The 13,338-nt window shown below is 47.0% G+C and carries 9 protein-coding genes; 1 reads left to right on the top strand and 8 read right to left on the bottom strand.

Going from position 1 to position 13,338, the window contains the following annotated elements; genetic code table 11:
* Positions 1–43 precede the first annotated feature (43 nt).
* From glsA to ubiG, 8 genes are all read right to left on the bottom strand, one after another.
* Positions 44–982 carry a glutaminase A gene (gene glsA / locus L4D06_RS10295; protein ID WP_429739236.1) on the bottom strand — a complete coding sequence of 313 codons (939 nt, stop codon included), beginning with the start codon at positions 980–982 and terminating at the stop codon, positions 44–46.
* Positions 979–2,526 (bottom strand): glutamine/gamma-aminobutyrate antiporter GadC, encoded by a 1,548-nt coding sequence (gene gadC, locus L4D06_RS10300; RefSeq protein ID WP_429739238.1) that lies wholly within the window; start codon positions 2,524–2,526, stop codon positions 979–981. Before gadC ends, glsA begins: the two co-directional genes overlap by 4 nt.
* Before the next feature lie 84 nt (positions 2,527–2,610).
* Positions 2,611–3,990, bottom strand: coding sequence for a glutamate decarboxylase (gad, locus tag L4D06_RS10305; RefSeq protein ID WP_274165638.1), 1,380 nt, complete (start codon positions 3,988–3,990; stop codon positions 2,611–2,613).
* A gap of 285 nt (positions 3,991–4,275) precedes the next feature.
* Complete coding sequence (locus L4D06_RS10310) at positions 4,276–4,566, bottom strand: 2Fe-2S iron-sulfur cluster-binding protein (protein ID WP_274165639.1); 291 nt, start codon at positions 4,564–4,566, stop codon at positions 4,276–4,278.
* Complete coding sequence (nrdB, locus tag L4D06_RS10315) at positions 4,563–5,696, bottom strand: class Ia ribonucleoside-diphosphate reductase subunit beta (RefSeq protein WP_274165640.1); 1,134 nt, start codon at positions 5,694–5,696, stop codon at positions 4,563–4,565. Before nrdB ends, L4D06_RS10310 begins: the two co-directional genes overlap by 4 nt.
* 66 nt (positions 5,697–5,762) lie before the next feature.
* Complete coding sequence (gene nrdA / locus L4D06_RS10320) at positions 5,763–8,042, bottom strand: class 1a ribonucleoside-diphosphate reductase subunit alpha (RefSeq protein ID WP_429739241.1); 2,280 nt, start codon at positions 8,040–8,042, stop codon at positions 5,763–5,765.
* 400 nt (positions 8,043–8,442) lie between these two features.
* A complete protein-coding gene (locus L4D06_RS10325) occupies positions 8,443–9,099 on the bottom strand; it encodes an HAD family hydrolase (RefSeq protein ID WP_274165642.1) in 657 nt (218 codons plus the stop codon).
* 49 nt (positions 9,100–9,148) lie between these two features.
* A complete protein-coding gene (gene ubiG / locus L4D06_RS10330) occupies positions 9,149–9,862 on the bottom strand; it encodes a bifunctional 2-polyprenyl-6-hydroxyphenol methylase/3-demethylubiquinol 3-O-methyltransferase UbiG (protein ID WP_274165643.1) in 714 nt (237 codons plus the stop codon).
* 639 nt (positions 9,863–10,501) lie between these two features.
* Between ubiG and gyrA the strand changes: the two genes are divergently transcribed.
* A complete protein-coding gene (gene gyrA / locus L4D06_RS10335; protein WP_429739243.1) occupies positions 10,502–13,189 on the top strand; it encodes a DNA topoisomerase (ATP-hydrolyzing) subunit A in 2,688 nt (895 codons plus the stop codon).
* Positions 13,190–13,338: the final 149 nt, after the last annotated feature.

A 13,338-nucleotide genomic window follows, 5' to 3' on the forward strand; every position in this document is an offset into this window, starting at 1 on the left:
GTCAGTGGAAGATCTCAGCACTTAAGCAGCATCTTGAGGTTGCTTAGGTATACAGGTTTAGGTTTAGCTTTTTGGCCACATGCGCAATCATTCGTTGCGCTCTCACGCTGTTTCCTGATTCATCCAACGGGGGAGAAAACGCCGCGATACCGAGTTTTCCGGGCGCGACAGCGAGCACGCCGCCGCCAACGCCACTTTTTCCCGGCAGCCCTACTTCAAATGCCCAATCACCTGAATAGTCATAGAGACCTTCCATCGTCATTTCGGCAAGTACTGGAGCTACGTTTTGTGCCGCGATGATTTGTTCGCTCGATAGCGGATTCATGCCTCGGTTTGCAAGTGTCGCGCTCATCACTGCGAGATCTTTACAAGTCACGAGTGTGGAGCATTGCCGTGTATAAACATCGCAGGCTTCCATGGGATCGCAAAAACAGTTACCCGCCGCATACAAGAGCCATGCAATCCCTCTATTGTGAAAGTTGGTTGTTTGCTCTGATTCATTGATTTCATCGGAAAGCATGATTGAGCCAGCCGTCATCCGCCGTTGCATATCTAAAATGCGCGCCCATCGGTTTTCGGGGTCGGTGGCGTTAAGCAAACTGACACTAGCCATGGCACCCGCATTCACCAGAGGTGAAAGCGGTTTATCTTGGTGTTCACATAGTGCCATCACTGAATTGAAAGGAAGCCCTGTTGGCTCTGCGCCAATCTTCTCTCGCACTATTTCGGGGCCAACATCCTCCATGAGCAGTGCCAGTGTTGCGACCTTAGAGATAGATTCGATAGCAAAACCGTAGTCACTGTCACCCGCTTGATAGATCTCGCCATTTGCTGTGACAATCACTAAAGCGGCAAGATCCGATGGCACTGATGCAAGATACGGAATATAGCTGGCATTTTCGCCACCGGGTAATGTCTTAAATTGGCGATAGGTATCATCAACCAGTGACTGCAGTGTGTCTGGTGAAGGCATGATGTTCATGATGCTGCCCCCTTGCCTTCGCGATGAATCTCCGTGACGCCTTCAGTGTGTTTATCGGAATCATTTTGCAGGCCGGGATGCACGCCTTCAATTTGCCATGTGAAAGGGGCAAAGTCAGAGTTCTCATCTCGCCAATGGGGTTTGCGAACGGCGTAGATCACAAAGGGAATGGCGATGAAAAACAGACTCAATCCAACCAAAATAGAAATGAACACGGTAGGGCTGCCAACGGCAATCTGACTAGGTGGAATGAAGCTGAATGCAAAGGCAATGGCGGATGCAGTAAAACCGACGCCTGCAAAGATGTATAACCCCGTTTTTCCTCCTGGCACATTGTAGGGGCGAGGACGGTTAGGTTGGCTAAATCGCAGGTAGATAGCGGCTGAAAACATCAGCATGTACAGCGTAAGGTAAATAACGGCGGCAAGTTGACTGAGAATTTGATACGCCGCTTCGACCGAAGGTAAAACAACAAAGGTCACCGCGAGAAAGCTCACGATGATCCCTTGCACCAAGAGTATGTGGATAGCCATGCCATTCTTGTTGGTCTGCTGCCAAAACCGCGGCATATAGCCCGCTTTCGCGACTTCCAGCAGGCCGGTCGAAGGCCCTGCGACCCATGTGACAATACCTGCTAATACACCAATAGCGAGACAGATAGCCATGATAGGGCCTAAAAAGCTAAGCCCGGCCCATCGGAACATATCGAAGTATGCGACTAATAGACTCTGTGTCAGGTTGATGTCAGCGCTCGGGATCACGAAGGCGATGGCCAGTGTACCGAGAACGAAGATCACCACGGTTCCTAGCGCGGCGATACCAATTGCTATTGGGTATGAACGGGTTGGATTGTCGAGATCTTTAACGTGGATGGCGTTCATTTCCATACCGGCATAAAACAGAAAAATACTGGCGGCGAGTACAACGTTATTGAAATTTGAAAGATCTGGAATGACGTCTTTCCATTGCATCTCTATCTGAATTTTTTCACCACTGAGCAGGAAGGCAAACCCCAGTATGATGAGAATAATAGCAGGAACAATGGTGCCGATAATGCCACCCCATTTGGACAGTAATGTAAAAGCTGCTACGCCGCGAAAGGCAATAAAGGTCGCAAACCAATAGATAGCTAATACGATAGCGAGGACGAAGAATTTATTCTGTGAGAGAGCGGCATCAAAGGTTTGATCGGGCCCGATAAAGGCCAAAGAGACGGCTCCAAATGTCAGGGCAGTCGGGAACCAAACACACACTTGTACAAACAACAAGAACATAGCCATGAAAGCCAGTTTGGGGCCAAAAGCTTCACCTATCCACCTGAAAATACCGCCTTTTTCTGGCCAACCTGTTGCCAGTTCTGCGGCCACCAATGAAACCGGTATTAGGAAGAATACAGCGGCAAACACATAGAAAAAGACCGAGCTAAGACCGTACTCTGCCTCTGCAGGTAAACCTCGCAAACTGACAACCGCCACAATGTTCATGATGGCGAATGTAACCACACTTATTTTGCCTGTGGCAGCAGCACTGCTTTTCTTATCCATTTTTTAATCCTATGGAGTGAAGGCCACACGAAACGGTGGCCTTTGGACTAAATTGAACGATTTAACGCCCCCGTAAGTGCAGGACTAACCGTGGTGGAATGAGGACGTTGTACTCGATTTTGCTTGTGGATATTGCTTGAAGTACTCGAGGCATCGTTTGAGGTCTTCAAGCAGCAAGGCAACCATATCTTTGCTTACGCCATGGCGGATCATGATGCGCTGTATCACTGTGTCTTGGCGGTTACTTGGAAGCGGGTAGGAGGCAATTTGCCAACCGCGCATTCTCATGCGGTCTGAAAGGTCATAGAGTGTGAATCCCCAGTTTCCTTCTTTTAAGCTGTAGCTAAGGGCGGGTAGTCCGCCTCGTCCGTTATAGAACAGTTCGAAGGGGCCAAGTTTAGCGATTTCGTCAGCTAACCATTGAGCGGTGCTTAAACAAGACTCTTGGATTCCTTTGTACCCTTCAAAGCCTAAACGTAGAAAGTTGTAGTATTGCGCGACGATTTGACCGCCTGGGCGTGAGAAATTGAGTGCAAAGGTAGGCATGTTTCCGCCGAGGTAATCAACGTTAAATACTAACTCATCGGGTAGATGTTTTTTGTCTCGCCATACCACCCACCCAACTCCGAGAGGCGCCAAACCGAATTTGTGGCCTGAACTGTTAATCGACACAACCCGTGGCAGTCGAAAGTCCCATTTCAACTCGGGAGAAACAAACGGAGCGATAAAGCCGCCCGATGCACCGTCGACGTGGATAGGGATATCCAAGCCGGTTTTTGCTTGAAGCTCATCGAGTTTGTTTGAAATAACTTCTACGGGCTCATAAACGCAGGTATAGGTAACACCAAGAGTAGGGACGACACCGATTGTATTTTCATCAACGTATTGTGAGAGTTTGTCGGGATTCATTCCTACTTCGTCGCCATCGAGCGGTATTTCACGCATTTCAACATCAAAGTAGCGAGCGAATTTGTGCCAGCAGATTTGAACGGGGCCACAGACAATGTTGGGTTTGTCCGTCGCTAAGCCGAGCGCCTCGCGTTTTTTTCGCCAGTTCCACTTCATGGCAAGGCCACCCAACATGGCGGCTTCTGATGAGCCTGTGGTCGAACACCCCACGGTGGTTTCGCTTTCGGGGCTATTCCAAAGATTGGCAAGAATATGAACACAACGTGCTTCAATTTCCGCTGTTTGCGGGTATTCGTCTTTGTCGATCATGTTTTTGTCTATGCAAGCATCCATTAATTCGTGAACACTTGGTTCCATCCATGTCGAGCAAAACGTGGCGAGATTCTGTCTGGCATTACCATCCATGAGCAATTCATCACGTAGCAGTTGTGCGATGAGTTCTGGCGGTTGACTTTGTGTGGGTAGAGCGTGTTTGGGGAGCTGAGTCTGAGAAAGGGCTTCTTCATATAGATCTTCTGTTTGAAGGTCGTTTCCTTTGGTGAAATGTAATCCCATACATTGTCTCCTAGCGCGCCGCAAAAAAGTTGGGAATGAGAGCCTTAATGATTAAAACTCATTGAGCTATCAGTATTGGAAAGACGACGGAAAAGAAGTGACCAATATATGAGATAGAATGCACTAACAATGAAAGTTTTTTGGACATCGAGCTTCTACGGTGCAGAAGATCGACAGCATGGGCAGGTAAGAGGACAGATAAGAGGATTGATACGAAGAATATGAAGGTTTTATTGGGGGGATTAGCGAGGAGTTATGTTGAAAAAAAACGCCGCAAAACCTGAGTCAGAGGTTAGCGGCTTTTTTAGCTACAAAAGAAAGCTGGTAGTCGAATTCCAATTCTACGTTGCCAGTAGGTACCGAACCACAAGTCAGGATTTCTCCCGCAGCGACATAGGCCATGGCATCTTGCTGAGTTACCGAACCGTTATCGAGTTTGCAGCGACAAGCACCACATACGCCGTTACGGCATTGGAATTCAGGTTGAAGTCCTGATTGTTCGAGTTGGTCGAGCAGTGGCTGGTGGGTATTACCCACCAGCAATTCGCCATTCACTTTGATAGTGATTTGACTCATAGTTCGAAGTCACCCAAATCATCGATATTCATGTCGTTATCAATTTGGCCGACAAGGTATGAACTGATTTCTGCTTCTTGTGGTGCCACCTGAACATTGTCAGAAGACAACCATGCATTAATCCAAGGGATCGGGTTTTGAGACGCGTTTGAGTATGCAGGCTTCAGTCCAACCGCAGACATACGGAGGTTGGTAATATATTCCACATATTGGCAAAGAATATCCTTGTTCAAGCCGATCATCGAGCCGTCTTTAAACAGGTATTCTGCCCACTCTTTTTCTTGCTCTGCTGCTTCTTTAAATAAGTCGAAGCATTCTTGCTCGCACTCTTTCGCAATGTCTGCCATTTCTGGGTCGTCATCGCCACTGCGAAGGATATTCAGCATGTGCTGTGTGCTAGTTAGGTGCAATGATTCATCACGCGCAATCAATTTGATGATTTTTGCATTGCCTTCCATCAATTCGCGTTCTGCAAAGGCAAATGAACACGCGAAACTCACATAGAAACGAATGGCTTCCAGTGCATTCACTGACATCAGGCAGACGTAGAGTTTCTTCTTAAGCTCACGTAGCGAAACCACGATGGTTTCACCGTTAATGGTGTGCTCACCTTCACCCAATCGATGGTAGTCGCTGGTGGCTTGAATCAAGTCATCGTAATACTTGGCAATGTCATTCGCACGCTTGATGATTTGATCGTTGGCGACGATATCATCAAATACAACTGACGGGTTGTTGACGATATTACGGATGATATGAGTATAAGAACGAGAGTGAATGGTTTCAGAAAAAGACCAAGTCTCAATCCATGTTTCTAACTCAGGAATAGACACCAACGGAAGCAAGGCAACGTTTGGGCTGCGTCCTTGAATGGAATCCAACAGGGTTTGGTACTTCAAATTGCTGATGAAAATGTGCTTCTCATGTTCAGGCAACTTGTTGTAATCAATACGGTCTCCCGAGACATCGACTTCTTCAGGGCGCCAGAAAAACGAAAGTTGCTTTTCGATCAGTCGTTCGAAAATTTCATACTTCTGCTGGTCGTAGCGCGCTACGTTTACAGGCTGACCAAAGAACATAGGTTCTTTGAGTGCGTTATTGTTTGTTTTTGAAAAAGTGCTGTAAGCCATTGCCGTAAAGATACCGTGTAAAATGAAACCTTAAAGAGGGAGCTGATGCTCCCTCCCATTTAGATATTAGATTTTGCAAGCACCGCCTGCGCAATCATCGTCTTGTGCGGCTAGATCTTGCTGTGCATCATCCGCGCCATCACGAGTGTTGTGGTAGTACAACGTTTTCACACCAAGTTTATACGCCGTCAGCAAGTCTTTGAGCAGCAACTTCATTGGTGTTTTGCCACCAGCTTGTTTGCTTGGGTCGTAGTTGGTGTTAGCGGAAATCGCTTGGTCGACGAATTTCTGCATGATACCGACTAACTGTAGGTATCCATCATTAGAACCGATGTTCCATAGTAGTTCGTAGTTTTCTTTGTACTTGTCGTACTCAGGAACAACCTGCTTCAGGATGCCGTCTTTCGATGCTTTGACAGAAACAAAACCACGCGGTGGTTCAATGCCATTGGTAGCGTTCGAGATTTGTGACGATGTTTCTGATGGCATCAACGCTGACAAGGTTGAGTTGCGTAAACCATGCTCGACGATCTCACCACGAAGCGTTTCCCAGTCATAGTGAAGTGCTTCTTCACAAACGTTGTCCAAGTCACGCTTGTAGGTGTCGATAGGCAGCACACCTTGTGCATAGGTGGTTTCGTTGAAAGACGGACAAGCGCCTTTTTCTTTCGCTAGACCCACAGAGGCTTTCAGTAGGTAGTACTGAATTGCTTCAAAGGTGCGGTGTGTTAGACCATTTGCGCTGCCGTCTGAATAACGGACACCATTTTTCGCTAAGTAGTAAGCAAAGTTAATCACACCTACACCTAACGTGCGGCGGTTCATGGTGGCTTTGCGTGCTGCTGGTAGCGGGTAGTCTTGATAATCAAGCAATGAATCGAGAGCACGAATGGTTAAATCGGCCAGCTCTTCAAGTTCGTCCAACTCTTTGATAGCGCCTAAGTTGAACGCAGATAGAGTACAGAGGGCGATTTCACCGTTGTCATCTTCCACGTTGGTCAAAGGCTTGGTTGGCAATGCGATTTCAAGACACAGGTTCGATTGACGAATAGGTGCAACAGCAGGGTCAAACGGGCTATGAGTATTGCAGTGATCAACGTTTTGAATGTAGATACGACCGGTTGAGGCACGCTCTTGCATCATCAGTGAAAACAGCTCAACCGCTTTGACAGTTTCACGCTTAATAGAAGCATCTTGCTCATATTGAACGTAAAGGCGCTCAAATTCTGCTTGGTCAGCGAAGAAAGCATCGTAAAGCCCTGGTACATCCGATGGTGAAAACAGGGAAATGTTTTCGCCCTTAATTAGACGGGTATACATCAATTTGTTGATTTGTACGCCGTAGTCCATGTGACGGACGCGGTTTTCTTCAACGCCGCGGTTGTTTTTCAACACCAGCAGGTTTTCAACTTCACGGTGCCACATTGGGTAGAACAGTGTCGCCGCACCGCCGCGAACACCGCCTTGTGAGCAACACTTAACGGCGGTTTGGAAATACTTGTAAAACGGGATACAACCAGTATGGAATGCTTCACCACCACGAATAGGGCTACCGAGTGCACGAATGCGACCAGCGTTAATACCTATACCAGCACGTTGGCTCACGTAACGCACAATCGCGCTTGCTGTCGCATTGATAGAATCAAGGCTGTCATCACACTCAATCAGTACGCATGAGCTGAACTGACGGGTCGGTGTACGAACGCCTGACATGATTGGCGTAGGCAGTGAAATTTTGAACAGTGACGCGGCATCGTAGAAACGGCGAATGTAGTCAAGACGCGTTTCTTTCGGATAGTTAGCAAACAGGCATGCAGCGACCATAATGTACAAAAACTGTGCACTTTCGTAGATTTCTCCAGTAACACGGTTCTGTACTAAATATTTGCCTTCCAATTGCTTAACAGCAGCATAAGAAAAATTCATATCACGCCAGTGGTCAATATAGCCATCTAGAATGTTCAATTCTTCTTCGGTGTAGTCTTCCAATATGTGCTGATCGTACTTGCCCATGTCGACCATCTTACGAATGTGGTCAACAAGCTTAGGAGGTTCGAACTGGCCGTAAGCCTTTTTGCGCAAGTGGAAAATAGCGAGGCGCGCTGACAAATATTGGTAGTCAGGCGTTTGCTCAGAGATCAGATCAGCAGCTGCTTTGATGATGGTCTCGTGGATGTCTTCAGTTTTAATACCGTCGTAAAATTGGATATGAGAACGGAGTTCGACTTGTGATACTGAGACATTGTCTAGGTCTTTGGCTGCCCACTCGATAACACGGTGGATTTTGTCTAGATCAATGTTTTCCTTTACGCCACTGCGCTTTTGGACGGTAATTTGTTGGTTCATTTATCTTGTTCCCGGTATTTCCTTGCCTGAAGACGTGTTTTCGCAAGATTTCACAAGTTGCAAGGAAGAATTGTGATCAATATTAAACTGATGGCGTACGCATCCAAACACTACATATAGGGGGTTCGCCTTGCTTGAGTAACAAGATAGTGATGAGCTGATGATATTGCAAGTTAGCGAATATTCGCCTTCTGTGGATATCTTGGGGATGATGATTGTTATGTTAGTGCTTACTAACCCATTTGTCCTATAAGATGCAATGGCATAGAAAAATGCAATAATTTTTAGGGTACGGATGTAAATAAAAAAAAATATTATTCTTGCCTAGTAATACAAACAGTGATTCATCTTAACTGCATGAAAGTTGGTTATTTTGTGCGCTTTAGACGTGTGACAAAGATCAGAATAATGACAGAATTCCTACAGGACTGTTAAAAGTAAGATCTGCATCCCACTCAACAGGATTCTGCTCCTCTCCAATGTAACCCCATGCTGCAACAGCGGAATACATGTTGGCTGCTTTCGCCGCGATGATGTCATTTTCGATGTCACCTACATACAAACAGTCAGAAGGCAAAACGTTGATCAAACCAGCGGCATAGATAAGTGGATCCGGATGAGGCTTGGCTCGGCTGAGCGTATCAGCACAAACAAGCGCTGGGGTTTGAGAGAGAAATGGAAAGTAGGGGAGAAGCATCTTAGTGAGAAAGCTGGGCTTGTTGGTCATTATCCCCCAAGGAATATTACGCTCGGTAAGTTCAGAAAGGAGCGTATCGACGCCTTCATAAGGGGCTGTTGCGGTACAGATGCTGTTTGCATAGTGATCGAGAAATGCCAATCTTAGCTGGTCGATATCTATACCTTGCCGTGATTGACCAAACCCTGCTCTCAGTAAGCCGCGAGCACCATGGCTGGTGTTGGCTTGAATCTGTGTTTTAGTTAATGGAGGGAGACCGTGGTCGCGCAGAACATTATTTGCTGCGTTCGCCATGTCTGGCGCGGTATCGAGCAGTGTGCCGTCTAAATCAAACAGAACCGCTTTGATCTTCCCTTTCATTGACTGTCCTTATCCGTGACGTTTTGTCTTTGAGTAAAAAAGAGCCCGGTTATTCCGGGCTTTGAGTATGAACAATGTAGTTGACGTCAACGTTACGTGGCGACAACCAATACTGGTTAGTCAGCGGATTGTAGTGAAGGCCTGTCATGTGTTGTTCTGCAAGCGGCGTAGCATCAATCATCTTTAAGAGTTCTGACGGGCGAATAAACTTATTGTGATCATGTGTCCCTTTTGGAACGATTTTCATCACATGCTCGGCACCGACGATCGCAAATAACCAAGACTTAGTGTTGCGATTTAATGTGGAGAAGAAAACGTGGCCGCCAGGTTTTACCATACGAGCACAAGCTGCTATCACTGAGGCTGGATCTGGGACATGCTCGAGCATTTCCATACACGTGACAACATCGTATGTGCCTGCGTTAGCATCGGCATGTTCTTCCGCTGTTGTTTGGATATAGGAAACGCTAGTACCTGTTTCTAACGCGTGAAGGCGTGCTACTGTCAAAGGCTCTTTGCCCATATCTAGGCCCGTCACGTCAGCGCCTTCGCGAGCCATGCTTTCTGCAAGAATGCCCCCGCCACAACCCACATCCAGTACTTTTTTGCCAAAGATGCCAGCCGTACGCTCGATGACATAGTTCAAACGAAGAGGGTTGATCTCGTGCAGCGGTTTAAACTCGCCGTCTAGATCCCACCATCGTGAGGCCATATCTTCAAATTTCTTGATTTCTGCGGGGTCGACATTTTGTGGGGTCGTCATTGCGTATTTGTCCCTAAATTTTTTTGCCATTATAACCGCTTTATAATCAACAGCGAAATGCAGAAAACGTTGAGGAGAAGGGACAACGAAAACCGGAGGCAGATCCCCCGGCAATGATGTGTTTAACGAACGAATGAATCGGTAATAAAGTTATGCTGCGTTGGTAACGGCAACTGCAGCGAGCAGCCCCAACAAAGTGTATTTACCGATAATGATTGCCATACCCACTGCATTGATTGCTTTGTGTAACATAGCGCCTCCTTGTTGACACTTGATTGCGTCAGAGCTTATTTTTCCTTACTAAGAGGAGGGATATTGGGAGGCACTTCCCACTCTTCTTTTCTTTCTTTTATTACATAGTAAATCGTGACATGCACATGGTTGAAAAAAGGCGCTCATCAAATACTCAGAGAATCTAAAAAAATACGCCTACGCTTCTGTGAGCGATTCTCACAAATTTTTCTAGCTCCACCTTGCCATTGAACGTTTTTTCGCCCTGTCGTGCGTTAGAGCGCCAGAATAAGAGTAATTCGTGATTTATCTCGGGTTTAGGCTGTGACTCTTGGTCTAGTTTTATGGTATTCTCATCGTCTTGCACGTAGTCATTTTTGACATACTTACCTGAGGGATATTGGCTCCATGAGCGATCTTGCTAAAGAGATCACGCCCGTCAACATTGAAGATGAACTGAAAAGTTCTTACCTCGACTATGCGATGTCCGTCATCGTGGGTCGTGCTCTTCCTGACGTGCGTGATGGTCTGAAGCCAGTACACCGTCGCGTTTTATTCGCGATGAACGTACTAGGCAATGACTGGAACAAAGCATACAAAAAATCTGCCCGTGTTGTTGGCGATGTGATCGGTAAATACCACCCACACGGTGACAGCGCAGTTTATGACACCATCGTTCGTATGGCACAGCCTTTCTCGCTGCGCTATATGTTGGTTGATGGACAAGGCAACTTCGGTTCAATTGACGGCGACTCTGCGGCGGCAATGCGTTATACCGAAGTTCGCATGTCAAAAATTGCCCACGAACTATTGGCGGATCTCGACAAAGATACAGTCGATTACGTACCGAACTATGACGGTACTGAACAGATCCCTGAAGTCATGCCGACTCGAATTCCTAACCTTTTGGTTAACGGTTCTTCGGGTATTGCTGTGGGTATGGCAACCAATATTCCTCCGCATAACTTAACGGAAGTTGTTAGCGGTTGTTTGGCATACATTGAGAATGAAGACATCACTATTGAAGAGTTGATGACACACATTCCAGGCCCAGACTTCCCAACCGCTGCAATGATCAATGGCCGTAAGGGCATTGAAGATGCATACCGCACTGGTCGCGGCAAGATTTACCTGCGCTCTCGTGCGGAAATCGAAGTCGAGAAGAACGGCAAAGAAACCATCATTGTTTCTGAAATCCCTTATCAAGTGAATAAAGCGCGTTTGATCGAGAAGATCGCCGAGCTTGTGAAGGATAAGAAGATTGAAGGCATCAGTGCACTGCGTGATGAGTCTGATAAAGATGGCATGCGCATTGTTATTGAATGTAAGCGTGATGCGGTAGGTGAGGTAATCCTCAACAACCTATATGCGCAAACGCAACTTCAGACCTCTTTCGGTATCAACATGGTTGCGCTGGACAATAACCAGCCACGCTTGTTCGGCCTGAAAGACATGCTGAAGTGCTTCGTGAACCACCGCCGTGAAGTGGTGACACGTCGTACTATTTACGAACTTCGCAAAGCTCGTGATCGTGCTCATATCTTGGAAGGTTTGGCGATTGCATTGGCGAACATCGATGAAATCATCGAGATGATTCGTAATGCACAAACTCCAGCGATTGCACGCGAACAACTGCAGCAACGTGGTTGGGAGCTTGGTACTGTTGCTGCAATGCTTGAAGCAACAGGTGTTGACGCTGCTCGCCCAGAATGGCTAGAAGATGAGTTTGGTGTTCGCGACGGAAAATACTTCCTGACTGAGCAGCAAGCACAAGCTATCTTGGACTTGCGTCTACACAAACTGACCGGTCTTGAGCACGAAAAGATCCTTGATGAATATAAAGAGCTGCTAACACTGATTGGCGAACTCATGTTCATCTTGTCTAGCCCTGAGCGCCTCATGGAAGTTATCCGTGAAGAGCTTGAAGCGGTACGTGATGGTTATGGCGATGAGCGTCGTACCGAAATCACGGCGGCAAGCCATGACATTGATATTGAAGATCTGATCAATCAAGAAGACGTGGTAGTGACCCTATCTCATGAAGGCTATGTGAAGTATCAGGTTCTTTCTGATTACGAAGCACAGCGTCGTGGTGGTAAAGGTAAGTCTGCTACGCGAATGAAAGAAGAAGACTACATTGAGCGTCTTCTTGTTGCCAATACGCATGACACCATCCTGTGCTTCTCGAGCCGTGGTCGTATGTACTGGCTGAAAGTGTATCAATTGCCACTAGCTTCGCGCACTGCGCGTGGTAAGCCGATTGTTAACATGCTACCGCTTGAGCCAAATGAGCGCATCACAGCTATCTTGCCTGTGAAAGAATACTCAGAAGACAAGTTTGTCTTCATGGCAACGGGTGACGGTACCGTTAAGAAGACGCCGCTGACTGATTTCAGCCGTCCTCGTAGCGCAGGTATCATTGCAGTTAACCTTCGTGAAGGTGATTCACTGATCGGTGTTGATATCACGGACGGTACACGCGACATCATGTTGTTCTCTTCATTTGGTAAGGTTGTTCGTTTCTGCGAAAGCCCAGTTATCGATGAAGAAGGCAATGCGAAAGGCGGTGTTCGTGGCATGGGCCGTACAGCGGCAGGTGTTCGCGGTATTAAGCTTGCTGAAGGCGATAAAGTGGTATCACTTATCGTACCGAAGAATGATGGCGACGTACTGACAGTCACTGAGAACGGTTACGGTAAACGTACTGAACTTGGCCAATACCCAGCGAAGAGCCGTGCGACTCAAGGTGTTGTATCCATCAAAGTCTCTGAGCGTAATGGTTCAGTAGTTGGTGCGGTTCAAGTCACCGAGGGTGATGAGTTCATGATGATCACCAACGGCGGTACCTTAGTGCGTACGCGCGTTGCTGAAGTGAGTCAGGTAGGTCGAAACACCCAAGGTGTGACACTTATCCGTACTGGCGAGACTGAGAAAGTCGTTGGCCTACAACGTATCGATGAGCCAGAAGAAGAATTGATTCTGGACGAAAACGGTGAAGTTGTTGTTGATGCAGAAATTGTTGAACAAGCATCTGCAGAAGCACCTGTTGAGCCATCAGCAGATACCGAAGAAGACAAAGAAAACGACGAAGAGTAATTCTTCCCTCTGATTCTTTGTTATAGAAAAACGCAGCTTAGGCTGCGTTTTTTATTATCTTTCTAAGCATCGACGTAACTATACCCAAACAACCTGAATCGAGCATCTGCAGGTTACTTGGGTATCGAGCGTATTTCCCGTTCCAATCC

Source organism: Enterovibrio makurazakiensis, assembly GCF_050336585.1.
GTDB lineage: Bacteria > Pseudomonadota > Gammaproteobacteria > Enterobacterales > Vibrionaceae > Enterovibrio > Enterovibrio gelatinilyticus.